The organism is Nocardia sp. NPDC058114 (assembly GCF_042884695.1).
In the GTDB taxonomy this organism is placed as follows: Bacteria; Actinomycetota; Actinomycetes; order Mycobacteriales; family Mycobacteriaceae; genus Nocardia.
Window position 1 is genome coordinate 1355766 of record NZ_JBHVTK010000001.1, and the last position, 25308, is coordinate 1381073.

Sequence of the window (25308 nt, forward strand, 5' to 3'; positions counted from 1 at the left end):
AGGCCGATGGCGGTTCTGAAACCCTGTGATGGCGGCGAATATGCAAGGTTCGACAACCCTTCAACACAACTCGACGCGGCTGCCACGACGATCGCCGCGCTTCACCACGACAACACCCTGCTGCGCCAAGAACGTCACCGCACAGGCGATCTCATCACGCTCGACGACCACCGCACCATCCCGCCGATCTGTTCGTCATGATGATCCGATGGACAAACTCCTGGTAAGAAAAGATGTGGTGGACAGCCACACGGTCTGACCAAGCCACCCACACCGACGGACGACCTATTCGGATCGGCTTGTCTGGACAGCTGGCGGGATCGGCGAGTTACGTTCCACCCTTATGCGCGGGTTTCTCGAACGCATACCGCGCCGGTGCTCACATTGGCCGAGACTGCCGAGATGACCGCGTCCAGGTGTTGTTCGGTGCGCGCCAGTTCGATGATGTTCTGGCGCAAGTGATCACGCTCCACCTCGAGGCGGCCGAGTAGGGCAGGGGTGGCGCGGCCGTTGATCAGATGTGGCGTGAGCTCGCCGATGGTCCGGCTGGACAGGCCCGCTGCATACAGCTGCTGAATCAGCAGTACCTGATCCACGGCGGTGTCGGCGTAGTGGCGCTGACCGCTGGAACTGCGCTCGGCATGTAGCAGGTTCTGCTGTTCGTAGTACCGCAGGGCCCGGGCTGAAACCCCGGTCCGGCGAGCCAATTCGCCAATACGCATTCCGGCCCTTCGCGTGATCCATGCCACAAACGCTTGCCTCTGACATCGACGTCAACTTCTAGCGTAGTCGAGGTACCCATCCGCGACGAAAGTCCTGGCAGCGAACCGAAAGAATATTTCACTCATGGTCATTCACCCCGTCACCGGCCTGGTCGACCCCGCGCCCGCGCCGACCGTCACCGTCAAACCACTCAGGGTGCGCAGGTCCGGCCGTGCTGAAGACCTCCAAGTGAGGGTTTCCGCCCCGGTCACCGGCGACAACCTACCGGTCGTGCTTTTCGCACACGGGTTCGGCTCGAACTTCGACGCCTACGGGCCGCTGGTCGACTATTGGAGCTCGCACGGATTCGTGGTCGTTCAGGCTACGCATTTGGACTCGAAGCGGATCGCCTTGGCAGCCGAGGATCCGCGCAAGCCGCGACTGTGGCGTCACCGGGTGCAGGACATGAAGAGCATTCTCGACGAACTTTCCGTATTGGCGGCATCGGTGCCTGGTTTGCGCGGTCGAGTCGACCACGACCGGATCATCGCCGCGGGACATTCCTTCGGTGGGCAGACCGCGGGAATCCTGGTCGGTTTGCGCGTCACCGACCCGGAAACCGGGATCGCGGAAGACCTGTCCGACCGGCGCGTCATGGCCAGTATCCAACTCGCCACCGCGGGACGCGGCGGCACAGAACTCACGGCCTTCGCTCGCGAACATCTTCCGTGGCTGCGCGACCAGGACTTCTCGCACATCAACGCCCCAGGTCTGGTGATCGCTGGGGACGATGACAACCTCCCGCTGTCCACCCGCGGGCCGGCCTGGACGACCGATCCTTACACGCTGAGCCGGGCGAACAAGAGCTTGCTCACTGTGTTCGGCGGCCAGCACTTCCTTGGCGGTATTTCCGGCGAACACGTCAGCGAGACCACCGACGAGAACCCCGACCGGGTCGTGCTGATACAGCAGGTCACCCTCGCCTACCTCCGTCACGTCGCCGATATCGATCACCGCGGCTGGACTATCGCCCAGGCCGTACTCGCGCCCGCCCACCCCCTGGGACGGCTGGAATCCAAATAGCGGGCCTGTCGAACTACTGTGAGGCGGTATTTCGGTGCAGGCACCGAGTGTGGGGCAAGGCTGAGAAAGGGTGCGATGACGAGGGTGATCCGCGCGGCGCTGACGGCGCTGGTGATCGTGTCGGCAACGGTGGGCTGCGACGATGGCCCGGGCGCGAACGTCGTGCACGATAACCCTGTGAATCGAATGCTGCCCGAGGGTGAATCACTACTGCTGCGAACAGATTTCAACGACGATGCGGCCTGGCGCGAGACACTCGACGCGGTGAATCGGTTCTATGAAAGCGAAGGCGTCGAGTACGGGCTGACCGTTATCGACACCCCTGACTTCCGGGGAGTGACGGCCGGAGACCTCGAGAAGCTGCTCACATCGCAGTACTACATCTACATCATCGACGAACAGACCATCCGCGATCCAGAGCACCCGATCCTGGCAGTCGACAACAGCGGCGGCGGTGAACCCGCCGCAGGCCTGCCGACTTTCCGGATCTTGCCAAGAGAAGTAGGGCCGGCCGAAGTCAACCTCACGCTTGCGAACATGGACTTCGAGGACTTCGCATCAGCGGTGGACGCGGACGGGGTGTTTCGCGGCTTCTGACGCCGGGCCGACTTGCGGTGCACATGTTTCGTCGTCGGTGCGATCGGACGGGTGATCGGTTGTGTCATCCGTGGTCTGATCGACGGGATAGCGTCTGTGGGGCGACGACGTTGAGATCCGCGTGGTATCGGCGAAGCGTGACGGTGATATGTGAGGTGCCTCGCGGGCTGGTCATGAGGACAGAACCGGTGGTGGCGTGAACGGTCAGGGCTCGGCGGCGGCAACGTGTGTCACCGCGGAGGGCCCGTTGGGCATGGGGCGCGCCGCGGCCGCCGGTGGCGTGCTCGTGGCCGCGCCGGACGACCGCGAGTAGCTCGGCGCGGACAGTGTCGCTCCGCGCACCAGAACCACCCAGTAGCCCACGAGGACAGCGCAGTAGAGCGAGTGTGTCACGGCGGCGGCGACGCTGCTGTGGGGCGGCAACTCCACGGTGAAGGACAGCGGGAAGACCGGCACCGCGAGCGCGATGGCGGTGAGCTCGCCGCGGCCCAGCGTGATCAGCACGAGCACGCCCGGCCACAGCAGCATCAGGTAGTTGTGCCACGCGATGGGCGAGAACAGCAGGGCCGCGGCGAGTACCGCCCACAGAGCGGTGCCGCCCGGGTCGACGCGGTCGCGGTGGCGCCCACACCACCACAGCGTGCCTGCCAGCACCGCTAGCCCGAGTACCGTCCCGATCGCGGAAGGCAGTCCGAAGCGCACCGCCAGCCCCGGCAGCGATGCGTTGTCCACCCAGCCCGACACCGGCTCGGACCAGGCGATGCGCAGCCAGCCCCCCGCGCTCGACGGCCCGGCGACGAGCACCCCGATCAGCGAGGCGACGGCCGCGCCTGCGATTCCGGCCTTGAACGGCAACCACTGCCGCTGCACGGCCGCGAGCAGCAATAACGGTGCCAGCGACGGCTTGAGCGCCACCACGATGCCGAACAGAACCGACGCGAGCACCGGCCGCTCCCGCCGCTGCGCGATCCACCCGGCAACGAGCCCGACCAACAGCAGCGGGTAGATCTGGCCGAGCATCAGCGTTCCGAACAGTGGCGTGGACGCGAGCACGGCCAGCGTCACCAGCGCAGTGACAGCCGGGCGCAGCCGCAGTTCCGAGCACACCGCCAACACCGAGCCCAGCATCATGAGCAGTGTCAGCACCACGAAGATGCGGTAGGCCGTGACCGCATCCAGCGCGGCGAACGGCGTGAGCAGCGTCGAGAGCAGCGGTGGGTTGAGATTGTTCAGCTTCGCCGGGGTCTCGTAGATGTCGGTGCCGTGGGTGAGGGCCACGGCCGAGGTCCAGAAGGTGTCGAAGTCGACGTGGACCTCGTCCATATCGTTGGACAACAGCTGCGCCACCCGCGGGTAGGGGCTCAATACGCGCAGCACCACCTCGAGGATGGTCGCGAGCACGAGCACACCTGCCACCACCCGTATGGCGGCGGTGAGACGGCTGGGCTGCGCTACATTTTCTGGTGACACGGCCCCAGACGCTATCCGTACTTGTCCGGTTTTGTAGAACTGCTCATGTCCGGTGCGTGGAAGGAGGCCCGTCCCCACATCGAGCTCCGATGCCGCGCAGGGCTATTGGTCTGTACCGGCCTGGGCGGTGCGAAATGGCGCGATCGGCGCGGTCTCAGCATCGGGCGCTGTTGGACCTGTTGCTGACCGGAATGCTGGGCGAGCGTGCGCAGTTGGTGTTCACGCTCGCTGATCTCGAGGCCCGCCGGTATCGAGCGCGCCGTGCCTATTCGGTACCTACCCGACTGAGTGATCGGATCGGGTTGCCGGGTCGACGTGGCACGAGGCGCCTCCGCTTCGCTGTAGCCACGTCGACCGGCCACCACCCGGTCGCTGCGCAGCCAACGACCGGGCATCAGTCATTCGCAGTCGTTGTCACTCCGGATCGGCGCTATCGAATACTCGCGGTCAACGTTGTCCGGCAATGAAAGTTGCTGAGCCTCAACACCTTTCTCCGCCGGGGTTGTCGAGCTCGTTATTGTTGTCAACGATCTCGCGGGCGCGCGATCAGTAGTTGGGTCGGGAGCTCGATTCAGCGGACCTGGGTCGTCTCGAGAATGCCATGTCGCCGCGCACGCCCTGCGCACCAGCGGAGCCGACGCGGTTCTGTCGTTCGCACCGGCGACTCCGACCTGACCCCGATTCCTGTATCCCGACGCGCGCGGTTCCCGTAAGCTTCGTCGCGTACGTGCAGGTCAACCGGCCGACGATGGAGTCTCATGACGTCCACAGCACTGAAGAAGCCACCACCCACACCGGTTCTGCGAGCCGTCGAGCGAGTGCGCGACGCGCTCTCGGCGCTGCATCGCCGACTGGTTCCCGGCCATATCGCACTACTGGAACTACAGATCGCCGGATTCCTCTCGCAGGCGATCAGTGCCGCGGCCGAGCTGGGTATCGCCGACGAACTGGCCCGTGGGCGGCGCGGGGCGGCCGAGCTGGCCGCGGCGGTGGGCGCCGACGAGGGCGGCGTGCGCAGGCTGATGCGTCTGCTGGTGAGTTTCGGGGTGTTCGCCCAGCATCGCGACGGTTCCTATGGGCTCACCAGGATGGGTGAGTCGCTGCGCTCCGACGGCGAGGTGACGTTGCGCGACACGTCCCTGTTCTTCGGTTCGCCGTTTCACCGCAACCACTGGACCCACCTGACCGACGCGGTACGTACCGGCGAAGCCGTCGGCCCCGCTCTCGACGGTGCGAGCTTCTTCGAGTATGCCGCGACGCACCGCGAGATCGGCGACCTGTTCGACCGCGCGATGACCAGCATCAGCACGCTGTCCATCGAACCGCTGCTGGCGGCTTACGATTTCGGCCAGTTCGGCACCTTGGTGGATGTCGGCGGCGGGCGTGGCAGCCTGCTGGTGGAGATCCTCGACCGCTACCCGGACGCCGAGGGCATCGTGTTCGACCTGCCCGACGTGGTCGCGAACCTGGACAGCGAACTCGCGGCGCACGGGCTGGCGGGGCGCTGCGCGGCGCGGGAGGGGTCGTTCTTCGACGAGATTCCGGCAGGTGGTGACGTCTACCTGCTCAAACACATCCTGCACGACTGGTCCGACGCCAAGGCCGAGCAGATCCTGCGCACGATCCACACCGCGATGGATCCATCTGCCCGGCTGCTGGTGATCGAACTGGTGCTGCCCGATCATCAGCGCCCGCACCCGGGCAAGTTCATCGACCTGGAGATGCTGGTCAACACCGACGGCGGCCACGAACGCACCGAGGCACAGTTCCGCGAGCTGCTCGCGCGCGGCGGTTTCACCCTGCTGCGGACGGTGCCCACCGCCGCGCCGGACTGTGTGCTCGATGCCCGCCCGCGCTGATCGCGCCAGACTCGCTTTCCGACTCGACAATCCGCGGCGACAAGGTGTGGGTGATCGCTAGATTGCGGGTAGCTGCTCGCCTTGTACGACTTCGATGTCGAGTTCAATTTTGACGGTGGTCCCGACGGCGGCCACGCCCGTGCGCACAATCGCGTTGTAGTCGATCGCGAAATCGTTGCGGTGCAATAGTGTTTCGGCGTGGAACGCGGCGCGTACACCACCCCACGGATCTGGCCCGAACCCACCGAAGGCCACCTCGAGATCGACCGAGCGGCGCTGCCCGTGCATGACCAGCTCACCCGGCATCACCCAGGTGTCACCCCCGGTACGACGTAACCCGTGACCGGTGAACGTGATCATCGGATACCTGTCGACGTCCAGGAACTCCGGCGAGCGCAGGTGATTGTCACGCATCGAGATTCCGGTATCGATACCCGCCGCCTTGATCTCCGCGTACCCGGTGGATCGCTCGAACGGCTCAGCGATATCGAGTCGCCCACTCACCTCGGCGAATCGGGCTTTGATGCTCGCGATTCCCAGATGACGCGCGGTGGCGATCACTGTCGAATGCGCCGGATCGATCGTCCACGGCCCGGTCGGGGGCAGCGCCACTGCCCCCATCGTCGGCACCAGGACCACCTCACCGAGCGCGCCCGTCCCGGTGGAAGAGATCTGCGCGATCCGTGCCACCGGCTCGAACCCGACAGCGGTGAGCACCGCGGTGTGAGTACCCGCGGGCATCAGGCCGGTGCTCACCGCGCCGGTTTCGTCGGCAACCGCACGGGCGATCTGGCTGCCCGTCATATCCGTCACCGTCAACACCGCGTCCGGCACCGGCCACCCCTCCGCGGTGCGAACACGACCGGTCAGCCCGCTCATCAACGATCCCCGAGGTCGTAACCGAGCCGCAGGTCGTAGGCGGCTTCGCTACCGGTCACGGTGACCTGCCCGGTCACCGGCGGATAGCCACGAGCGACCACGGTGTACTGCCCTTCGACGAGATCGGTCACGACGTAGCGGCCGTTCTCGTCGGTGCGCGCCGTCGCGGTCACCTCACCCGCAGCGTCGAGCACAGTGACCAGCACGTCCGGCGCCGCCCGCTCGCCGTCGGCCCGCGCCGATCCGGTGAGCACCGCCATCGCGGTCAACTCGATGTCATGACGCATGACGCCACTGTTGGGCACCGTCAATGTGATTGCGCTGGGACGCATGTGCTCAGCCGCCGCGACCAAGGTGTAGACACCCGACACCACGCCGTGGCACAGGTAGGTGCCGTCGCCGCCCGTGACCGCGGCCCCGACCACCTCGCCACGCAGATCGGTCAAGGTGACGGTCGCACCCGACAACGGCGAGCCGTGCGCCGCGGTGCGGACGACACCTGACAACTCACCGGAACCCACCAAGGTCAGATCCATGCGCAGGGGCCGCCGGCCGACCGAAACATTGACCGCGGCCGGTTGGTGCCCCATCGCCGACACGATCAACACATGACCCCCCAACTCCGGCGCACTGATCGCATAGCCACCATCAGCGGCACTGCACGCCCGCGCGACCTGACGGCCACCCTGATCGATCAACGTCAACACCGCACCCGGTAACGGCTGACCATTCTCGCGGCGGACATGACCGTCCACCGCTCCACCGCCGATGCCCGAGCCGGACAACTCGCCGGTGGACGGAGCGGACTGCGACGACGCGTCGGCCTGGTAGGCCCGATGACCGTTCTGAGCTACCGGCGCGTGCCGTCCGGCCGAAGCAGTCGACACCAGCTCTGACTCGGACAACACTCGCTCGGCGCCTTCCCAGACCGGGTCTTCTTCCCACCTCGGGTCCGCGAGTACGGCCAATTCGGCGTCCAGCGCTGCCATTCTGTCGGCATCGGTCGGATTGTCCTGCGACGCAGACTCTTTCACGGTCGGGTCGAGCGCCGGATCGATGTCGATCGTGCTGCGCAGCGGACGATTCGGAAGCCACATGGTCGCGAGGAAGGCGACGACCGCTGCCCCGGCGGCGATGAGGAAGATCCGGCCGGTCGCATCGCCGTAGGAGGCGCGCACGATCGTCGCGATCGGTGCGGGTAGGCCGTGCAGGTTCAGATTGCTGCCGCCGGAGGAACTGGTTGTCACACCGATCTTCGCGAAACCCTCTGTCGACAGCTCGCTCACACGGGTAGCCAGGACCGACCCCAGCACCGAGACACCGATCGCGCCACCGAACGTGCGGAAGAACGCGACGCTGCTCGATGCCGCGCCGATATTGTGCACGCTCACGGTGTTCTGCACGGCCAGCACCAGGTTCTGCATCATCATGCCGACACCGAGCCCGACAACGGCGATATAGGTGCCGACCAACCACAGGTTGGTGGCGTGATCGATCGTCGAGAGCAGCCCGAACCCGACCACCAGCAGCGCACCGCCGGTGACGACGAACGACTTCCATTTCCCGAACCGGGTGATCAGCTGTCCGGAACCGGTCGACGCGACGAGCATGCCCGCGACCATCGGGATGGTCAGCACACCGGCCACCGTCGGTGAGTATCCGCGCGCGGTCTGGAAGTACTGGCCGAGGAAGGTGGTCGCTCCGAACATCCCGATTCCGACCGCGATCGAGGCGATGATCGCCAGACCGGTGGTGCGCTCGGTGACGATCGAGAGCGGGATGATCGGCGACTTGGCTCGGGATTCGACCAGCAGGGTCGCGAGCAGCAGCACTACGCCCACGCCGACGTACAGGGCCGATTCGCGGGAGAACCACGCGTAGTAGTCCGCCTTCCCCGCGAACGACACCCAGATGAGCAGCACCGACACACCGGCCGTCATCAGGGCGGCGCCGAGCCAGTCGATCGACACCCCAGCCTTGCGTTCGGTCGGCAGCCGCAGGGTCCGCTGCAGCAGCACCAGAGCGATCACGGCCAGGGGCACACAGACGAAGAAGCACCAGCGCCAGCCGAGCGGACTGTCGACGATGACACCGCCGAGGATGGGTCCACCCGACATCGACACCGCCATCACCGCACCCATGTAGCCGGAATAGCGCCCGCGTTCACGCGGCGAGACGATGGAACCGATGATCGCGACGACGAGCGCGGTCAAGCCGCCCATGCCGATGCCCTGGATGACTCGTGCCGCCAACAGCATGGGCACATTGCCCGCGACGCCCGCGATCACCGAACCGATGACGAAGATGACGATGGCCGACTGGACCAGCAGCTTCTTGTTGAACAGATCGGCGAACTTGCCCCAGATCGGGGTGGACGCGGCGTTGGCCAGCAGTGCTGTGGTGATGACCCAGGCGTATGCGGTCTGCGACCCCTCCAGGTCGCCGATGATCGTGGGCAGCGCGGTCGCCACGATCGTGGTGCTGAGCAGTGCTGTGAACAGCGCCGCCAGCAGCCCGGTCATGGCTTCCAGGATTTGACGATGGGTCATCGCGACCGGGGCCCGCCGCGTCCCCGACTCGACTGGATCAGACATCCGTTTCCTGACTTTCTGTCGAAACCGGCCGGCGCGTGCCCACCGCGGTGTGGGGCACGACTGCGGCCAGTGAATTCCTGAGTTTGCGAACGACCGAGGTGGCCTGTTCGGCTTCGTCCTCGCTCCAATCGGCGAGAGCGATCTGCAATCCCTGTGCTCGCGATATTCGGACTCGCCGCAGCAGATCGCGTCCTTCGTCGGTGATCTGGATGAGAGTGGCCCGGCCATCGCTGGGATCGGCGTGGCGGGCGATGTTGCCGGAGCGCACCAGCTCGGCGACATGTCTGCTCAGTGTCGACGGGCTGATACACAAGTCCACAGCGAGATCCACCTGCCGGCACGGACCCCTGGCCTCGAGCGAGCCCAGCACGCCGATGCCGCCTGGAAGCAGGTCCCCTTCGTCGGGATGGGAGAGGGCAGCGCGGATGGTCCGGCCCATGAAATAGAGCTCTCTGATCAGGCTCTGAGCCGTATCGGGTGACACTGCCATGACTACTCCCAGACGAGAATATTTACTTGCAGAATGCAACTATACATTACATTACTTGTGCTAATCAACTAGCTGGCATGGAGGGCTGTGCGGCTTGGTGCGACGGCTGCGACAACAACGGCGGGAACGGCAGGCAAGCCCGGTTGGCACGATCCGGCGCGACGTGCTCTACGGCCCTTCTGTGAGAAGTGGGCCGGTGCCGGGCGTGCGGCTTCCTCGGATATGCGACGACCGAGGGGGCGATCGCGGTGGGCGTCGGTGTGCCGGGAACTTCGCGGGCCGCCCGGTTCGCGCCGTCTCCCTCGACGCTGTGAAGCGTTGGGGCAGAACATGATCAGTCAACGAGCGCGGGGGAGGGAATTCGGATGGCAACTGCGGCAACAGGACACGCAGATGATTGATGTCGATGTAGCATAACTGCTGAGCGGGGGGCTCGGATCTGATCCCGCTATGGCTCCCTTGCTTGTCGCGAAACTGTTCTGCTGCCGTGAAATACACCAATTCGACAGGAGATCGCCATGCCAGAAGCTCGCCCGGACCGCCTGCGTCTACTCGCCCCCGATCAGGAAGCCGCCGCGTTCGCCGTCGTTGCCGATCTGCTCACCGGGAACGCGGCCGGCGTCCCCGACTACTTGGTCGATGACATCGCCGCCGTCCGCGGGCGGTGCCGGTTCGCTCAGGTCCAGATTCCCGGCTACGACGGCGATCTGCTCGACGCGATGGCCGCCTGGCCGACCAGCGGAGGCCCGCATCCGCTCGTCGTGCTTCCCGCCGGTTTGGACCCGGCGGGCTGGAAAATGTACTCCGGGGCGCTGATCAGGCTGCTCATGCGCGGCTACGCCGTCGTCGCCTATACCGAGCGCGGCTTGCCCGGTTCCGGTGGCGAGCTGACAGTGGCCGGTCCCGAAGACGTCGCGGACGGGTCGCTGGTGATCAGCTGGGCGCTCGAGCACCCGGAAATCGAGGTGGACCCGGAGCGTATCGGCATGGCCGGCATCTCCTACGGCTCAGGCATCGGCCAGCTCGTCGCTCAGTCCGATCAGCGCGTGAAAGCGGTTGTCGCCCTGAGCACATGGGCTGACCTCGGCGAAGCGTTGTACGACAACGGGACCCGTCACATCCTCGCCGCCGAAGCGCTGGCCGCGATCAGTGAGAAGCCCAGCGCCGAACTGGTGAAGGTGCTCGAAGACTTCCGGACGAACACCGACATCGAAGGCGTGCTGGAGTACGCGCGACGGCGGTCACCCGCCCACATCCCGGATCAGCGCCGCCCCGTGCCGACCTTCTTCACCAGCTACTGGCACGAGACCATTTTTCCCCAGAACCAGCTGCTGAGCTACTTCGCCGAGTTCCCCGGCCCCAAGCGCCTGGATCTGGCAATCGGAGATCATGGGGCAGTGGAGATCCCGGGCTTGCTGCTCGGTGTGTACACCCGCACCACCGAGGCCGCATACGACTGGCTCGACCACTATCTCAACGGTGTCGACAACGGCATCGATGACGACGGTGCCGTGCACACCGAGACTATGCACAGCTTCACCGTCTCCTCCTTCGCCGGTGTGGAAGGCTGGTCGTCCAATCCGATCCGCACCTACTATCTCGCCGCACCTGCGAGCGGATCCGGCGATGGTGCGCTGGTTCTCGACCCGCCATCGGAGTTCAGCCGGAATATCCGGTCCGGTGCCCCGAATGTCCGCGCCGTGAATCAACTGGTCATGGATGGCTTCCGCGAGCGGTTGCTCATGCCCGTGCGTCACAAGCTCGCCGAGGTCGACCGATCCGCCGCAGCGGTGTGGACGAGCGCTCCGCTCCCGTCGCCGCACCACATCGCGGGCATCCCGCGAATTCGTGTGACGGTGACGCCCACCACGAAGACCGCCACCGTCGTCGCCTACCTCTTCGACCTGGACGTGGTCACCGGCAACCTGAAGATCATCACCCATGCCGCGACCACCGTGAGCAACGCCGTACCGGAACATCCCACCGCAGTCGAACTGCGCCTGCAGGCCACTGACTATCGGGTCCCCGCCGGCCACCGGCTTGCCGTCATCCTCGCCACCGAGGACCCCTTGTACGCCGGCGAGACCGAACCTGGCGCCGTGGTGACGCTGTCCGCCTTCCATGGTGCCGCGGGTATCGATATCCCGTTGGCTGACTGATACCACCGGTGACTGATTGCCCGGGACAGCGCGGTCTCCGGCAATCAGTCCGCCGCGGCCGACAGCCGGCTTCACATCACGCTGATGAGGAAACGCGTCAGAACCTCGACCAGGTCCTCGAGTTCGGCGGAGGTTCCCTCGATGCTCCACTGATGAACCAGCGCCATGAGCGCTCCGATGAAACCTGTTGCTGCGGCACGGAAACCGCCGGCGGGAACGAAGTCCGGGTCTCGCGCCTGCTTCAGTTCTGCCGTGAAGAACTGTACCCAGATCTCACGCTGGTCGACCCGGTGCTTCTCGACATCGGCGCTCACGCCGACGATTTCGACGAAAGATACCCGCGCACGATGGGGGTTCATCCCGATCGATTCGGCGTAGGCACGCACAGCGATGCGCGCCCGCGCGGGCGCGTCAACCTCGCCGGCCTCGCTCAGCGCCTCGACCACCGCCCGGCGCGCATCAGTCTGAACCAGGTCGTAGACCGCCAGCAGTAGTTGCTCGCGGTTGCCGAAATGCTCATAGAACTGCGCGCGGGCCAACCCAGCGGCCTTGCACACCATCGTGATGGATGCGCCTTGATATCCCTGCTCGCCGAACACGGCGAGACCGGCTGCGATGAACTGCTCCCGCCGTTCGGCCCGGCGATCCTCGACCGGGCGACCGTCGTAGATGCGTGGGGACCCGCTCGCAATCACGCCGTCAACTCTAGTGGCCCGAGCGCGGCCGGTTCGCGGCAGCCGATGGACAGTTCGGAAGAAGCCGATGATTCGGTGGTCCACTCCGAGCTGGCTCGACTATTTGGCTCCGATCGGTTTGCCGAAGAACGACGCGATCGTCTCGCCGAAGATGGACGCGAACAGGGTCATTCCGTCCGGATTCAGGGCTAGCCAGCCCGCATCGGTGATGCTGCACCCCGGCTGAGCGGGAACTCCGTCGAGTCGATCCTTCAACCACAGCAGCGCCGGCGCGGCCCCGGAGATCTCCGTTGTGATGTGCTCGGCAAAGTGCTCGCGCGTGTATTGCACTGTCGCCGTGGGGCTTTCGCAGTACGTATTCACCAACGTGTTCACCGGACCGACCGGGATGAGTTCGTCCGGGTTGGCGTTCCAGATATACATCGGCATGTCGGGAACAGACTTGCCCATGCGGGTCTTGTCCAGGGTCGCCATGACAACGGGGTCGCGCAGAGGGTCGCCGCCGGGGACGCGCAGCATGCCCGAGATGTTCAGGAAGGGCACCAGCGCGGTGTTGTACTGCACGCACAGCCCGCCCTTTACCGTCGCCAGACCTTTGCCCAGCGGGTCGAGATCTCGGTTCAACATGTCCGCGAACTCCGGATACTCACGCGAAAGGCCGAGTACCGCGGCGTAGATGATCCCGGCCCACGCCCCGTTGTTGCCGTTGCTGAGCACTGCGCCGAGATCGGCGGGAACACCGCCCTCGGCGGCACCCACGATATCGATCTCGGGTGCGTAGCTTTGTTTCAGCTCGGCCGCGTGGCCAGTGGCGATCGCGCCACCGGAGTATCCGTACATGCCGATGCGCGCGTCCGGCGTGACTCGTAGCGGCTCGAAATTCCGGGCGGCCCGAATGCCGTCGAGGGTGATGCGACCGGCCAGTGGCCCGGCCGCGTACGCGCTGTCGGGCCCCTGATGGTCGGGGATCACGACGGCCCAGCCCTGTTGCACCGCCGCTTGCGCGATCACGAACTCTGCCGGAGCGACGATCTGGCCGGCCAGAATGGCAGGCGACCATTGCTGCACGGCATAGGACGGCGCGCAATACCCGGCCAGCGAATCCTCGGCGATCTGCATCGACACCAGCTTCGACGGTGTCGAATTCCGCGGCTCGAGTACCGTCGCGACGGCCGGGACGGCCTCGTCGCGGCTGTTGTTCGACCGGTAGGACACCTGCCACGCATCGACATTGAGCGGGATGACCCCGACGTTGGCGACGTTCACCTGGCGCGCGGCGATGATCTCACCGGGTGCTTTCGCCGCAACGACGTCGGCGGCTGGTCGGTAAAAGGCGGGATCGAGCTCCGGCGGGGCCGGAATCGGAGTAGCGGGCTGAACCACAGTCGGCTCGGCCGTGCTGGGGGCAGCGCCGGCGATCATCGCGATTGCCATCGCCCCCGCCGCCAGCCCCATCAGACGGCGGCTAGCCGCTCCTGGACGAAAGTTCATCTTCCCCAACCTCTCGAGTGTGCCACTGCACTGACTCAGACGCTGTGTGTTCCAAGTCGCAGCGAAACAGTAGACGTCATTGTCTATGTATGTCCAATCTCGATCAAGTCGCCGGTGGTCTAGTGCTCACCGCGCTGGTAGCAGCTTCATTTCGGTCTACACGCAATGAAATCGATGCGCTTGGGGTGGCGAAGGCGTTACGTCTGAGTGTCTGGGTCAGTTGGTCATCACCGCCGCACCTCTGAGGCGGGATGGACCCATTCGTGGAGCCAACTGTGACTTGCCTCATCTCTCGCTGGATGGGTAATGTGCCCCACATCTTAGATATTCGCGTCCAACAATGATGCTGGGAGTGCTCGATATGGCCGCAGTGAACTGGCGCCCGCCGGTGAGAGACCGCCACAGCCGGACAAGGTCGCGGGTGCGGGCCCGTTCGCTCGCCTTCGCCGTGATGATGGTCGCGGGGACCGCCACGGTCGTCGCCGCGCCGGCCTCAGCACTGCCGTTCGACGGAGTCGTGCAGCCCGCGCCGCCGTTCGTGAGTTCACCGGCGATACCGGAGTTCGATTCCTTCTACCGCCCGCCCGCGGACGTCGTCGCAGCCAAACAGCCCGGCGAGATCATCGCCGCGCGGCAGGTGAACGTCGCGACCTACAACGTGCTGCCGCTCAACGTCGATGCCTGGCAGCTGTCGTATCGGTCGAACAACAGTCGCGACGAACCGATAGGCGCTGTCGCGACGGTGCTGAAGCCGCGCGGAGAAGTGCCACGCGGGTCGCGAAACCTGCTCTCGTACCACATGGCCGAGGACTCGACGGGTAAGTACTGCGCCTCGTCGTATTCGATCCAGCAGTGGGCGCTGCCCGGCTTCCTCACCGGGCAGCTGGTCGCGCCGATCGGGTTCCTCGAGGTCCAGGTGGCGTTGCAACAGGGCTGGGCCGTGGTGGTGCCCGATCACCAGGGGCCGAACGCGGCCTTCGCGCACGGCCCCTTGGCCGGGCGGATCGCGCTCGACGGCATTCGCGCGGCCGAGAACTTCGCGCCGATGGGGCTGGACGGGGCGGCGACCAAGGTCGGGATGATGGGCTACTCCGGTGGTTCGGTCCCTACGATGTGGGCGGCCGAGATGCGCAAAACCTATGCGCCGGAACTGAATATCGTCGGCGCGGTCTCCGGCGGCACTGATGCCGACCTGGGCGAGTTGGTGAATCTGGCGAACAACAACGCGGCCTCCGGTCTGGTGTACGCGGGCATCATCGGCCTGGCGCATGAAGAGCCGGAGTTCGCCGCCTTCCTGCGTGAAACGAACAATCCGCTGGGGCAGGCGCTGTTGACCGCGAAGGATCAGCTGTGCGTGGGCTTTCAGGCGGCGCTGTTCCCGTTCATGGATATCAAGGGGCTGTTCAATACACCCGGAGATCCCCTCGCGGCACCGGCTGCCCAGGCGGTGATCGAGCGCACCCGGATGGGTAAGAGTGTGCCGGACATGCCGGTGTTCCTGTACCAGGCGAACATGGATTGGCTGGTGCCCGTCGGGCCGGTCAACAAGCTCTACGGCACCTACTGTCAGGATCCGAACGCGCAGGTGACCTATACCCGTGATCACTTCAGCGAGCATCTGAGCCTGGAGGGTATCGGCTTGCCGAGCGCCATGATGTGGATGCGAGATCGCTTCGCCGGGGTGCCGGTCGAGAACGGTTGCCAACTCGATGAAGTCGGCTCCATGGCGCTGGACTCGCGCACATGGGGGGAGTGGGTCTCGATCATCGGCGGTGAGCTGGCGGCCTTCCTCGGTCAGCCCATCGGCACCCGCTGACGCCCGCTGTCGGGTCGACTCGTGGATCGCGACAGCCTCAGCTGAACGCGAACATCGTGGCGTGGGTGCGACATCGGCTGGCAAGGTGAGGCGCATGGAGAACTTACGGGATGCTGAGCGGCGGTTGCAGGCCGCGCAACTTGCCGGGGATGTGCAGGCGCTGGATCGTCTGCTCGATGACCGGTTGATCTTCACCTTCGGCGCAGACGTCTACACCAAGACCGATGATCTGGAGCTTCACCGCACCCGGACGCAGGTGGTGACGGCCATGGTCGAGGAAGAGCTGAACGTACTCACCGACGGGCGTGCCGGGGTGACCTGGTTTCTCGGGACCATCGAGGGGACCGTCAACGGCGAGCCTTTCGGAGCCAGGATGCGTTACACGCGTTCCTGGTTGCACGACGATACGCACGGCTGGCGGATCATCGCAGCACACGCCAGCACGACGGATTGATGCTCCTGTCGCCCGAATTCGACCTGCACGTCAGAGGGGTCCGGCGTCGCGCGAAACAGAGCATCCACCAATGATGGTGCGCTTTTCAGTTGACCAGAATCGGTGCCCCGTCGGACGGCACATTCGTGATGTTGCGGACCCGGCCCCGCGTCGTCGCGGCCGCGGGTAGGGACAGGACGTGGCGGCGCAGGATCTCTTGGAGCACCGCCGCGCCTTCCATCAGCGCGAAACCCGCCCCGATGCACCGGCGCACTCCGCCGCCGAACGGCAGCCAGGTATTCGGCGCCACGCTGCCGTCGAGGAAGCGGCCGGGCCGGAACACCGCGTCCGGGAAAGCCTCGGGGCGCTGGTGTGCGAGCAGGATCGAGGTCGCGACGACGGTTTCAGCGGGCAGGTCGTAGCCGCCGATCGTCATGTCGCGGGTGAGCTTTCGCACGATCCCTCCGATGACCCAGTGGTAGCGCAGTGCTTCCTTCATCACCGCTTCGAGGTAAACGGTGTCGCCGTCGAGCGCGGCCTGGCGGGCGAGGTCCTGCTGTGCGGGGTTGGCGGCCAGTTCGCGTAGCGCCCATGACAGTGCGGCCGAGGTCGTCTCGTGCCCGGCGGCGAGCAGAGTGACCAACTGATCGCGGAGTTCGTCCGGGGTGAGCGGGGTGTCGTTGCCGCTGCCCGCTGCCATCAGCCGCGACAGCACATCTGCGCCCGTGGCGTTGCTGCCGGTGCGGCGCTGCTCGATCTCGGCGTAGAGGTGGGCGTCCAGACTGGCCCGGTCGTGGTGGAACCGCTTCCAGGGGCCGCGGTTCTGTAGGGCCGGGTAGCGGGAACCGAGCAGGGTGAGCGGGGCGATGTCGGTGATCCGGCGCATGGGTGGACCGAGTAGATCGCGGCGGCGCGGATCGGCGACACCGAGCACCACCTCGCCGATGACATCGAGGGTGATCCCGGTCATCGCGTCCAGGCCGCGGATCGTCGATCCAGCCCGCCAGGTCTCCACGTGGCCAGCGGCGATCTGCTCGATCATCTTGCGGTAACCGGTCAGAGCGTGCCCGGTGAAGGCGGGCATCAGCAGGCGGCGGGCCCGAGCGTGCTCGGCCTCGTCGGTGATGAGCACCGAATGATCGCCGAGCAGCGGACGCAGGATGCCGTTGCTCTCGCCGGCGTGCAGGTCGGTGGGGGAGGCGGCGAAGATCTCGCGGACGTGCTCGGGGCGAGTGAAGACAACCAGATGTCGGGCGTATGGCGGCACCATGCGCAGGGTGAAGGTGTCGCCGTAACGGAGAGCGGTGGCGGTCATGAACCGCTCCCGCGCTTGCACATACCGGATGGTCTGCGCGATCGCGGGTAGTCGGGGGCCGGGCGGGTACATGGCGACGGTCCTCTCCTAGACACCTCACTCCACGGTAACCCCGGGGGCTCGAGCCGGGCGTCGAACTGGAAGTCCGCGTGTTGGCGGCAGTGCGGCAGAACGGCGTTTGTCTGAATTGTTAGTCTCCGTTGATGATTTCAGCACGGAAAGGTTTTCCGGCGCTGATCGGGGCCGCGTTGATCTGTTCGATGGTGGCGTGTTCCGGCGAGAACACCGCCGCGACCTCGCCCAGCCCGGCAGCGCCGCGCACCAGCACGACGGCCGAACCGACGCAGACCGATGGCACATTGCCCGACGGCACCGACACCTACGGCTATCGCGATTCGTTCGCCCGATGTCAGGGCGCGGAACGGCTGGTGCTGCTGGTCAGCCAGACCACTGGGCGTCCGGTGACCACCTTTCAGGGCAGCCGAGTGGGCGGCGACCAGCGATTCGTCGTGTGCGAGGACCGGGCTGGCACCCGGATCATGCGGGCGGCGGCGCCGGCGCTACGGCCGGACCCCTTCGACGGAGCCTTCTTCACTTTCACCGCCAATAGTCAGCAGTTCGTGGCCGATGGCATGAAGATCGACCTGGCGCGTGCGACGATCACCGTCACCGACGATCCGAAACACCCCGAATTCCGTGCGGTGACATGGACGGTGAACGAATACTGGTCTGCTGTCTACTAATTCGGCCCTCGGCCGCGACCCGGCTGTCATCGTGAACGTCGTCGCTGGTTCAGCGACTTGATGATCGACGTCTGTGGTCCGGGGGCTATCGCGTTTCGTCGCGAGAAGTTCTGGATTTCTAGGCATTCGTCACCGTCGCTGGTGCGCAGACCGTTCAAGCGGCGCTTTACTACCTGGGTTCCAGGAAGGCTGTCCGCCGCGACAGTTCGGCCCGTAACTGCAGGAATCGAAATAGTCCTGACCGGCCGACGACGCCTTCGTAGCGGTCGACGACCTCGTCGATGAAGGCCGGGATGTCGGCGGCGGGAATGTGAGCTGTCCAGTCCGCGAACCCGACCGTGCACCACCGGGCGAAGGCCTCGCGTGAGCCGAAGTCCCATTCCCGGTCGGTCACGGAGTGCGCGGTGACCTCGAGGTCGGCACTCCCCGCGATCGAGGGCAGCGCGTCGGGGTCGATATGCACGAAGGGGCGCGCGAACCCGGCGAACGCTGTCGACCAGCCCACATCGCCGGTGACCGCCATCGCGACGTTCTCGATGCTCGGGCGAGGTCCGGCGCAGACATATTGCACGAGCACCCGTCCGCTGGGTTTCAGCGCCGCGGCGATGTGCCGGTAGGCCGTCTCCTGGTCGAGCACCCAGTGCAGTGCGTTGAACGAGACGACGAGGTCGAAGTCGCGGGGGAAGGTCATGGTCGTGACATCGCCGACTCCGAAGTCGATGTTCGTGAGCTGGTCGTCGGCCGTGCGGGCGGCCTGGATCATTCGCGGCGACGGGTCGATGCCGAGCACGGAACCAGCGGGCACTCGCGCCGCGATCAGGCGAGTCACATAGCCGTCGCCACAACCCACGTCGAGGATGTCCTCGGCACCCGCGAGCGAGACGGACTCCACAGCGTCCGTCGCCATCGCGCGCTGGAGTCCACTGATGTGGGCGTAGCCTGCGCCGTCCCAGTCGGCCATCTACGACCCGCCCTCGCCGAGATTCGAACTCGGCATCGGTCGACCGCATGCGTCGCAGGACGCGAGTGGAATCACCGATCTGTGACTGACCGGGGGAGATCCCGCGATGCGCCTGGCATTCCCGGCCGCGACGACCACTATCGGCTCGCGGTGGTAGGCGACATCGATGATTCAGCGTTGAAACCGGGCAGGCACATGATCAACCTCCTGAACAGTCTCCCCGGGTCATAGCAATTGACTCTTATCAGTTTGGCACAGTGACGACGAATACGACCACGAAGAAGGTGAAGACCCTTACTTGGTGGTGGAGTGCATGCTCGCATCCCGGGATTGCGCGGTCACGAACGTCCGCATCTGCCGAATACCGTGCGTTCGGTCAACGGGTGTTTGTGGCTTCTGGCCGCCATGTTCCGCAGCCACAGTTCAGCTGGTTGTCCAGAGACGCAGTTTCTCCGGGTTGCGGATTGCCCAGATGCGGGTGATGCGGGTGCCGACGATATCGAAGGCGTAGACGGAGATGACGGCATTGCGAAACTGGGCGACCAGGCCGGGCTGACCGTTTACTGTGCGCTCGAGCAGAGCTACCTGGGGGCCGCGGGTGGCGATTTCGATCCAGGCGCTGGCGATGTGTTCGCTGCCGGTGATGGGGTCGCGGAAGGCCGGAGCGAGACCGCCGCTGTCCGCGGTCGCGATTGCGGTCGGGTCGAGCAGTCCGATCAGGGCCTCCATATCGCTTGTTTCCCAAGCCCGTTTGAAGTCCCTGACCACATCGGCGCGCTGGGCGCTCGATGGGCGCTGCGAGGTATCGATGCGGCGGCGGGCGCTGGAGGCGAGCTGGCGGCATGCCGCGGGGGTGCGGCCGACGATGTCGACGATCTCGGCGAAGGAGTAGCGGAAGACGTCGTGCAGGACGAACGCCACTCGCTCGGCCGGCGTCATGGAATCGAGCACGACCAGGAAGGCCATGCCGATCGACTCGTCCAGGGTGACCCGGTCGGCGGGGTCTCCAGGCGCTGGACCACCCAACCACTCGGAGTGGTTGGGTATCGGCTCTGGAATCCACTCGCCCACATACTGTTCCCGCCTGGCACGCGCCGAGCCGAGCAGGTCGAGGCAGATGCGGCTGGCGACTGTCGTCAACCACGCACCAGGCGTCACCACGTCTTGCCGCTGTCGCTCGGAGAGCGCGTACCACCGCAGGTAGGTCTCCTGCACCACATCCTCGGCTTCGGCCAGCGAGCCGATCAGCCGGTAAGCGAGATTGATCAGCTGACGGCGTTCGTCGATCACCGCGCGCAGTTGCGGATCGGTCATGGCGTGCGGCTCCTCGTGTCGACGGCACTCACTTATCCGACGAAACAGCGACCCGATTTGTGAGGCCTGACATTTCGCCCGGCTACGTCGTCGGAAGGTAGTAACGCTTTCAGCAGAGCAGGAGTTCCAGAAATGACCAAGATCGGCATCATCCTCGGCAGTACCCGGTCGAACCGCAGTGGCCCCCAGATCGCCGAGTGGGTTCTGGACGCGGCATCGCGGCGTGGCGACGCCGAATTCGACCTGATCGACCTACGCGATCACCCGCTACCGCATCTGGACGAGCCCGCGCCGCCGATGTTCGGCCCGTCGGCACACGCGCACACCCGCGCCTGGGCCGAGCGGATCGGCCCGTTCGACGGCTTCGTGATGGTGACCCCGGAGTACAACGGCGGCATCCCCGGAGTGCTGAAGAACGCAATCGACCACCTGTTCGCGGAATGGACCGACAAGGCGGTCGGATTCGTCTCCTACGGGGTGAGCGGCGGCGCCCGTGCCGTGGCGCAGCTGCGGGTGGTCTGCAGCGGGCTGGGTATGGCGGATGTGAGCCGCCCGGTAGAGATTTCCCTGCTCACCGATTTCGAGAACCACCTCACCTTCACACCGGGCGACCACCATGTCGCCGCCCTGCACAAAACGTTGGATCAGGTCATCACCTGGAGCACTGCCCTCGCGCCGCTGCGGGCGATGCAGAGGCAGTTCTCGGGGAGTGAATCATGACCGCGTCCAACGAGTTCCAGTCACGCGCTGACCGCATCGAGGCGGATGAAGTCGAGATTCGGCGCCAAATCGACAAGGCGATCGAAGGAGTGCGAGCCAAGGATCTCGAGGTCCTGAAATTGCTGTACACAAGCGACATCGTGTCGTTCGACCTCGAGCCGCCGCACCGACACGTCGGGATGGCGGCGAAACTCGAGAACTGGGCGAGAGTGTTCCTGTTCTTCGAGAGTGTGACCTATGACGTGCGCGATCTGACGCTCAGTGTCGGCGATGGTGTGGCATTCGGGCACGCCTTCGCACGTCTGCACGGCACGCTGAAGAACGGCGAGGCAACGAGCGGTATATGGGTCCGGGTCACATACGGAATGCGGAAGATCGCCGGCACCTGGTTGATCGCACACGACCAGGTCTCGGTGCCACTCGACATTGCGAGCGGCAAAGGCGTGGTCGACCTCGATCCGGGGGGCGCGGAACGCCCGTAGTGACCCGTCAGCGATCAGACTGTCCAGCACGAACTTCAGGCCGAGCCGAGGGCAGTGGCCGCGCAGTGTCGGGCGCCTACCTCAGCGAGGTCCGCGCGGCGGGTGAGAATCGGATGCTCGCCCGCCGCGTCCTCGAACCCGATACCGCGTTCGCAATCAGGCATCGTAGGGGGAAGAGGTGCTGAGGAACATCTGGAGCTGGGTTTGTAAGACCGTGGCGCGTGACTGGCCGAAATGCTGGGCTTTCTCCAGGGCCGCCATGGCGATGTCGATGTCCCGGGAAAGGGCTTCGCCTCGTGCCTGTTCGGTCACCAGATTCCAGTTGTCACGGGTTTTGCCCGCCGACTGACGTTCGGATTCTGGCCGAGGAGTTCCACTACTCCCGTGAATGGACCTCCGAACACCAACGGGCTCACGCACCCAGCATTTGTAATATCCACAACAACAGGTCAGCCGAACTCGCCGGAACGCGGAGCTTCCGCAGTCTCGGCTCCGCACCCCCACCACGCGCGTCCCGCTCGCCGTCACCGGCCCGAATCGTCCCCGTCGTACTGGTGGTGCAACGACGCAAAGGACCGAGCCCGAGAAGAGCGCTGTCCGCCGCCCGAAAAGGAGTGGAGCTGGGCCACCACAGTGCGGTTGGATGACTACCTGCGGGGCCGCCGCGCGGCCCGCGAACACGGATGACTGAGGAGTGGACGATGCCGATCGCCACGTTGCGAGGCGTGACTCTGGACTGCGCCGATCCCAAGGCTCTGGCCCGGTTCTACCAAGAGCTGACAGGCATGCAGCTCGGCTATGTCGCTGACGAGTTCGTCGGCCTGACCGATGGTATGGGCTGCGACCTGGGCTTCCAACAGGTCGACGGATACCGGGCCCCGCAGTGGCCCGGTCAGGACGTGCCGCAGCAGCTCCACCTGGACCTCAGGGTCGAAGACCTCGACGCAGCGGAGAAGTCGGCGCTGGGATTCGGCGCGGTCAGGCCGGACCACCAGCCGGGCGGCGACCGGTGGCGAGTGCTGCTGGATCCGGCCGGTCACCCGTTCTGCTTGGTCGCCGACTGATCGTTGGAGTCCGCCGCGGACCGGTCCGGTCTGTGCGGGCCCAAGCCTGCGAGATCCGGCGGTCGCGTCGCCGCGGACCGGACCACAGCGCTCAGGCACGCGATGGTTCCCCCTCGGGCATCCTCCGGAACACAGCTACTGGCGGGCGCTGGATGGCAACCGGGGTATCCATCTGTCGAGAATATCTGCGGTCGTACCCCTTCGGTCAGCATTCGAAGAGCTGAATCATGTTGACGTTAAGTACCTTTCGAGCTCGCACGGTCATGACTGTCGGCGATCACCCCGACCTGATCACCGCCGACGCCGCGCGCACCCATTACGCCGCGACCCCCGACACCACGACTCGCACCTACTCCGAAGCATAGGAGGCATTCCATACCTGATGCGGCACAGCGGATCTGGCGTCGGTCCCGGCCGACCCGGTCACCGTCGAGCGGTATACCCCCTCGGGGCCGTGCGCAAAGACCTCTCGGCGTCGACACTGGCGGCGTGGATCGCCGCGATCGCTGGTTCACACCTTGTCGGCGCTACCCACCGGGCTCACACCCGATATCTCACCCGGGACACGATCGACAACTGTTGCGGCGCAATGTTTGAACCATGAGTGCGGGGTAGTCGACAGAGTGGTGCAGCGTTGCGCCTCCCTGACGTCGACATCGAAGAGGAAAGACTTCATGAGCACACGCAACACCGTGACGACCCTGCTCGCGCAACTGCGCGTTATCCGCGAGTTGACGGAGACCGAAATCCGAATCGCCGAGACTCGAATCGCACAGGCTCGCACTGAGGCTGTACGCCGCGAGCTGGTTGAGAACGCCCACAACGCCCGCGCTCGCGCGGAAGCCATCGAGGCCGCGATCCGTGAACTGGGTGGCGCGCCGGAGCGGATCGGCCCGTTCATCGGAAGGGCGGCCGCCGCGGTCAAGGCGATCGGCGAACAAGCCCAGCCGTTCGACGAAGCTTTGCTGGGAGACCTCGTTCTCGAACATCAGCTGCTCGACCGTGCCCGCTACGTCAAAGCACTCGCGACCACCGTTCAGAACGCCGATGTAGTAGCAGTGGCGCAGCGGTTGATCACCGCCCATACGGCCACCGTCACATGGTTGACGACCGTACTCGCCGAGGACGCGCTCGGCGGGCCCGCGGCTTTGCGCCGAACACCGATTCAGGCGGTTACGGGGACCGCGGTGAAGCTGATCAATATCCCTGTTACGTGGTCTGCTCGCAGCATCGACCGCGCATTGGACACATTCCGTGCTGCCCCGCCCGCACTGGGCGAGTTGCTCGCCAGGGGTGCGCACGCGGGCGATGTCGCCGTGAAGACGCTCGCGGCCTCGCGCGATGCTGTTCTCGAAACCACTGAGCAGGTCTCGCGGCGTGAAGGCGCGGATTCCACCGCCGAGGCAACGCATTCACTGCGCACCGCCACCGGCCTTCTCGATCCCGGAGAGCTGCCAATCAGTGGATATGACGACTTGAATGTCGCCCAGGCGGTGGCAGCGATCAAGGAACTCGCCGATCCCGCCGCAGTCTGGATGATCCTCGCCTACGAGGAGGCGCACAAGGCGCGGCAGGGTGTCGTTTCGGCCGCGCAGACCCGTGTCTCGTCGATCGCCCGAGAAGTGAGTGGGCTGAACTGAGAAGTCCCCTGACAGCAACCGCCGCCGACGGCCGTGGCGCCGACTGCCGGTTGAGCCGTCGGACTGCCACGGTGGGTGGCGTTGGTCCACTCGGTGTCGGTCGTGTCAGGCACGAGGGGTTCCATGGGATCGGGTGTTCACGGAGATCGCAGACAGTACCCGGTACGGCGAAGACACCGGTTGGGTGTTTCGTAAAGCCGGAATCAGCGTGACCTCACCGCTTGTCACGGTTTGCAACGAAGAAGGCCCCGATCAGATGATCACCTTCTTCGCGTGTCCGGGGGTGTCCCTATGTTCTTGTCAACGTCGCTGGGTCGGTGGTTGCGAGGGTTTGGCGGTAGGTGAGGGAGTCGCGTGGGGTGAAGCCTGCTCGCTGGTAGAGCCGGTTCGCGGACTCGCGTGATGGCCGGGAGGTGAGGTCGATGGTGCGTGCTCCGGCTTGGCGTGCGAGTTCGACTGCGGTGTGGGTGAGCTCGAATGCGATTCCCTTGCCGCGTGCGGATTCGTTGACGACGACATCTTCGATTCGCGCGCGGACTCCGGTCGGGATTGTGTAGGTGATGAGGGTGAGCATGCCGACGACACCCTCATCGGTTGATGCGATGAGCAGTGTCGCGGATTCGGACTCTATGAGCTTGGCGAGCGATTCGACGGTGATGGGCGCGGCAGTAGTCGACAGCTGCTGAACGAGAGTCGTCACCGCTTGCGCGAGGTCCGTCGTGGCGTGGAGCGCCGTTGTGATCCGAGTTTCACCCATGCGCTCAACTTAATCGACGGGCCAAAGGCGATTGGTTTGTGATG

Annotated in this window: 24 protein-coding genes and 1 pseudogene; 12 read left to right on the top strand and 13 right to left on the bottom strand. The window is 65.5% G+C overall.

The features are described 5' to 3' along the window. Positions 1-6: 6 nt before the first annotated feature. A complete protein-coding gene (locus tag ACFVVI_RS06230) occupies positions 7-201 on the top strand; it encodes a hypothetical protein (protein ID WP_387443630.1) in 195 nt (64 codons plus the stop codon). A gap of 140 nt (positions 202-341) precedes the next feature. Here the strand turns inward: ACFVVI_RS06230 and ACFVVI_RS06235 are convergent, their stop codons facing one another. After that, positions 342-722, bottom strand: a complete 381-nt coding sequence (locus ACFVVI_RS06235; protein ID WP_387443632.1) for a MerR family transcriptional regulator — start codon at positions 720-722, stop codon at positions 342-344. A 124-nt stretch (positions 723-846) separates the two neighbouring features. Between ACFVVI_RS06235 and ACFVVI_RS06240 the strand changes: the two genes are divergently transcribed. Next, a complete protein-coding gene (locus tag ACFVVI_RS06240; protein ID WP_387443634.1) occupies positions 847-1785 on the top strand; it encodes an alpha/beta hydrolase family protein in 939 nt (312 codons plus the stop codon). Between the two features lie 75 nt (positions 1786-1860). Beyond that, complete coding sequence (locus ACFVVI_RS06245; protein WP_387443637.1) at positions 1861-2382, top strand: DUF6924 domain-containing protein; 522 nt, start codon at positions 1861-1863, stop codon at positions 2380-2382. A 204-nt stretch (positions 2383-2586) separates the two neighbouring features. Here ACFVVI_RS06245 and ACFVVI_RS06250 read toward each other — a convergent pair whose 3' ends face one another. Continuing rightward, positions 2587-3852: a glycosyltransferase family 87 protein gene (locus ACFVVI_RS06250; RefSeq protein WP_387443639.1), complete on the bottom strand. Its 1266-nt coding sequence runs from the start codon at positions 3850-3852 to the stop codon at positions 2587-2589. Positions 3853-4610: 758 nt separating this feature from the next. Here ACFVVI_RS06250 and ACFVVI_RS06255 point away from each other — a divergent pair. Continuing rightward, positions 4611-5711, top strand: coding sequence for a methyltransferase (locus ACFVVI_RS06255; protein WP_387443641.1), 1101 nt, complete (start codon positions 4611-4613; stop codon positions 5709-5711). Positions 5712-5768: 57 nt separating this feature from the next. Here the strand turns inward: ACFVVI_RS06255 and ACFVVI_RS06260 are convergent, their stop codons facing one another. From ACFVVI_RS06260 to ACFVVI_RS06275, 4 genes and pseudogenes are all read right to left on the bottom strand, one after another. Continuing rightward, positions 5769-6590: a YceI family protein gene (locus ACFVVI_RS06260; protein WP_387443644.1), complete on the bottom strand. Its 822-nt coding sequence runs from the start codon at positions 6588-6590 to the stop codon at positions 5769-5771. Next, entirely contained in the window at positions 6590-7579 is a 990-nt protein-coding gene (locus tag ACFVVI_RS06265; RefSeq protein WP_387444475.1) for a collagen binding domain-containing protein, read from the bottom strand. The genes ACFVVI_RS06260 and ACFVVI_RS06265 overlap by 1 nt, the downstream gene beginning before the upstream one ends. A 48-nt stretch (positions 7580-7627) precedes the next feature. Next, positions 7628-9139: pseudogene (locus tag ACFVVI_RS06270) on the bottom strand (MDR family MFS transporter); the annotation flags it as partial. Positions 9140-9176: 37 nt separating this feature from the next. Beyond that, the gene (locus ACFVVI_RS06275; RefSeq protein WP_387443646.1) at positions 9177-9674 is read right to left on the bottom strand and encodes a MarR family winged helix-turn-helix transcriptional regulator; all 498 of its coding nucleotides are present in this window, start codon (positions 9672-9674) and stop codon (positions 9177-9179) included. A 518-nt stretch (positions 9675-10192) separates the two neighbouring features. Between ACFVVI_RS06275 and ACFVVI_RS06280 the strand changes: the two genes are divergently transcribed. Then, the gene (locus ACFVVI_RS06280; protein ID WP_387443648.1) at positions 10193-11833 is read left to right on the top strand and encodes a CocE/NonD family hydrolase; all 1641 of its coding nucleotides are present in this window, start codon (positions 10193-10195) and stop codon (positions 11831-11833) included. A 71-nt stretch (positions 11834-11904) separates the two neighbouring features. Here ACFVVI_RS06280 and ACFVVI_RS06285 read toward each other — a convergent pair whose 3' ends face one another. Next, positions 11905-12528, bottom strand: coding sequence for a TetR/AcrR family transcriptional regulator (locus ACFVVI_RS06285; protein ID WP_387443650.1), 624 nt, complete (start codon positions 12526-12528; stop codon positions 11905-11907). A gap of 99 nt (positions 12529-12627) precedes the next feature. Beyond that, positions 12628-13962, bottom strand: coding sequence for a lipase family protein (locus tag ACFVVI_RS06290; protein ID WP_387443651.1), 1335 nt, complete (start codon positions 13960-13962; stop codon positions 12628-12630). A 508-nt stretch (positions 13963-14470) separates the two neighbouring features. Between ACFVVI_RS06290 and ACFVVI_RS06295 the strand changes: the two genes are divergently transcribed. Together ACFVVI_RS06295 and ACFVVI_RS06300 are read left to right on the top strand one after the other, a co-directional pair. Beyond that, on the top strand, positions 14471-15835 hold the full coding sequence (locus ACFVVI_RS06295) for a lipase family protein (protein WP_379314070.1): 1365 nt from the start codon (positions 14471-14473) through the stop codon (positions 15833-15835). A 61-nt stretch (positions 15836-15896) separates the two neighbouring features. Continuing rightward, entirely contained in the window at positions 15897-16289 is a 393-nt protein-coding gene (locus ACFVVI_RS06300; protein ID WP_387443653.1) for a nuclear transport factor 2 family protein, read from the top strand. Between the two features lie 85 nt (positions 16290-16374). Here the strand turns inward: ACFVVI_RS06300 and ACFVVI_RS06305 are convergent, their stop codons facing one another. Then, complete coding sequence (locus ACFVVI_RS06305) at positions 16375-17655, bottom strand: cytochrome P450 (protein ID WP_387443655.1); 1281 nt, start codon at positions 17653-17655, stop codon at positions 16375-16377. A 131-nt stretch (positions 17656-17786) separates the two neighbouring features. Here ACFVVI_RS06305 and ACFVVI_RS06310 point away from each other — a divergent pair, with 131 nt between their 5' ends. After that, positions 17787-18326 (top strand): hypothetical protein, encoded by a 540-nt coding sequence (locus tag ACFVVI_RS06310; protein WP_387443657.1) that lies wholly within the window; start codon positions 17787-17789, stop codon positions 18324-18326. A gap of 169 nt (positions 18327-18495) precedes the next feature. On the opposite strand, the gene ACFVVI_RS06315 is transcribed toward ACFVVI_RS06310, so the two are convergent. Together ACFVVI_RS06315 and sigJ are read right to left on the bottom strand one after the other, a co-directional pair. Beyond that, entirely contained in the window at positions 18496-19287 is a 792-nt protein-coding gene (locus ACFVVI_RS06315) for a class I SAM-dependent methyltransferase (protein ID WP_387443658.1), read from the bottom strand. A gap of 423 nt (positions 19288-19710) precedes the next feature. Then, positions 19711-20601, bottom strand: a complete 891-nt coding sequence (sigJ, locus tag ACFVVI_RS06320) for an RNA polymerase sigma factor SigJ (RefSeq protein WP_387443660.1) — start codon at positions 20599-20601, stop codon at positions 19711-19713. A 132-nt stretch (positions 20602-20733) separates the two neighbouring features. On the opposite strand from sigJ, the gene ACFVVI_RS06325 reads away from it, so the two are divergent. After that, positions 20734-21321, top strand: a complete 588-nt coding sequence (locus ACFVVI_RS06325; RefSeq protein WP_387443662.1) for an NADPH-dependent FMN reductase — start codon at positions 20734-20736, stop codon at positions 21319-21321. After that, on the top strand, positions 21318-21803 hold the full coding sequence (locus tag ACFVVI_RS06330; protein WP_387443664.1) for a YybH family protein: 486 nt from the start codon (positions 21318-21320) through the stop codon (positions 21801-21803). Before ACFVVI_RS06325 ends, ACFVVI_RS06330 begins: the two co-directional genes overlap by 4 nt. A 156-nt stretch (positions 21804-21959) precedes the next feature. Here ACFVVI_RS06330 and ACFVVI_RS06335 read toward each other — a convergent pair whose 3' ends face one another. Next, complete coding sequence (locus ACFVVI_RS06335) at positions 21960-22115, bottom strand: hypothetical protein (RefSeq protein ID WP_387443665.1); 156 nt, start codon at positions 22113-22115, stop codon at positions 21960-21962. A gap of 389 nt (positions 22116-22504) precedes the next feature. On the opposite strand from ACFVVI_RS06335, the gene ACFVVI_RS06340 reads away from it, so the two are divergent. After that, on the top strand, positions 22505-22867 hold the full coding sequence (locus ACFVVI_RS06340) for a VOC family protein (RefSeq protein WP_387443667.1): 363 nt from the start codon (positions 22505-22507) through the stop codon (positions 22865-22867). A 674-nt stretch (positions 22868-23541) separates the two neighbouring features. After that, the gene (locus tag ACFVVI_RS06345; RefSeq protein ID WP_387444477.1) at positions 23542-24507 is read left to right on the top strand and encodes a ferritin-like domain-containing protein; all 966 of its coding nucleotides are present in this window, start codon (positions 23542-23544) and stop codon (positions 24505-24507) included. Positions 24508-24796: 289 nt separating this feature from the next. On the opposite strand, the gene ACFVVI_RS06350 is transcribed toward ACFVVI_RS06345, so the two are convergent. After that, positions 24797-25264 carry a GNAT family N-acetyltransferase gene (locus tag ACFVVI_RS06350; protein WP_387443669.1) on the bottom strand — a complete coding sequence of 156 codons (468 nt, stop codon included), beginning with the start codon at positions 25262-25264 and terminating at the stop codon, positions 24797-24799. Between the last annotated feature and the right edge of the window lie 44 nt (positions 25265-25308).

What these genes read in the sequence shown, in the direction of transcription:
- ACFVVI_RS06230 (WP_387443630.1), top strand. Translation starts at nt 7, where the DNA reads ATGGCGGTTCTGAAACCCTGTGATGGCGGCGAATATGCAAGGTTCGAC.
- ACFVVI_RS06235 (WP_387443632.1), bottom strand. Translation starts at nt 722, where the DNA reads ATGCGTATTGGCGAATTGGCTCGCCGGACCGGGGTTTCAGCCCGGGCC.
- ACFVVI_RS06240 (WP_387443634.1), top strand. Translation starts at nt 847, where the DNA reads ATGGTCATTCACCCCGTCACCGGCCTGGTCGACCCCGCGCCCGCGCCG.
- ACFVVI_RS06245 (WP_387443637.1), top strand. Translation starts at nt 1,861, where the DNA reads ATGACGAGGGTGATCCGCGCGGCGCTGACGGCGCTGGTGATCGTGTCG.
- ACFVVI_RS06255 (WP_387443641.1), top strand. Translation starts at nt 4,611, where the DNA reads ATGACGTCCACAGCACTGAAGAAGCCACCACCCACACCGGTTCTGCGA.
- ACFVVI_RS06260 (WP_387443644.1), bottom strand. Translation starts at nt 6,590, where the DNA reads ATGAGCGGGCTGACCGGTCGTGTTCGCACCGCGGAGGGGTGGCCGGTG.
- ACFVVI_RS06265 (WP_387444475.1), bottom strand. Translation starts at nt 7,579, where the DNA reads ATGGCAGCGCTGGACGCCGAATTGGCCGTACTCGCGGACCCGAGGTGG.
- ACFVVI_RS06275 (WP_387443646.1), bottom strand. Translation starts at nt 9,674, where the DNA reads ATGGCAGTGTCACCCGATACGGCTCAGAGCCTGATCAGAGAGCTCTAT.
- ACFVVI_RS06280 (WP_387443648.1), top strand. Translation starts at nt 10,193, where the DNA reads ATGCCAGAAGCTCGCCCGGACCGCCTGCGTCTACTCGCCCCCGATCAG.
- ACFVVI_RS06290 (WP_387443651.1), bottom strand. Translation starts at nt 13,962, where the DNA reads ATGGCAATCGCGATGATCGCCGGCGCTGCCCCCAGCACGGCCGAGCCG.
- ACFVVI_RS06295 (WP_379314070.1), top strand. Translation starts at nt 14,471, where the DNA reads ATGATGGTCGCGGGGACCGCCACGGTCGTCGCCGCGCCGGCCTCAGCA.
- ACFVVI_RS06305 (WP_387443655.1), bottom strand. Translation starts at nt 17,655, where the DNA reads ATGTACCCGCCCGGCCCCCGACTACCCGCGATCGCGCAGACCATCCGG.
- ACFVVI_RS06310 (WP_387443657.1), top strand. Translation starts at nt 17,787, where the DNA reads ATGATTTCAGCACGGAAAGGTTTTCCGGCGCTGATCGGGGCCGCGTTG.
- ACFVVI_RS06315 (WP_387443658.1), bottom strand. Translation starts at nt 19,287, where the DNA reads ATGGCCGACTGGGACGGCGCAGGCTACGCCCACATCAGTGGACTCCAG.
- sigJ (WP_387443660.1), bottom strand. Translation starts at nt 20,601, where the DNA reads ATGACCGATCCGCAACTGCGCGCGGTGATCGACGAACGCCGTCAGCTG.
- ACFVVI_RS06325 (WP_387443662.1), top strand. Translation starts at nt 20,734, where the DNA reads ATGACCAAGATCGGCATCATCCTCGGCAGTACCCGGTCGAACCGCAGT.
- ACFVVI_RS06330 (WP_387443664.1), top strand. Translation starts at nt 21,318, where the DNA reads ATGACCGCGTCCAACGAGTTCCAGTCACGCGCTGACCGCATCGAGGCG.
- ACFVVI_RS06340 (WP_387443667.1), top strand. Translation starts at nt 22,505, where the DNA reads ATGCCGATCGCCACGTTGCGAGGCGTGACTCTGGACTGCGCCGATCCC.
- ACFVVI_RS06345 (WP_387444477.1), top strand. Translation starts at nt 23,542, where the DNA reads ATGAGCACACGCAACACCGTGACGACCCTGCTCGCGCAACTGCGCGTT.
- ACFVVI_RS06350 (WP_387443669.1), bottom strand. Translation starts at nt 25,264, where the DNA reads ATGGGTGAAACTCGGATCACAACGGCGCTCCACGCCACGACGGACCTC.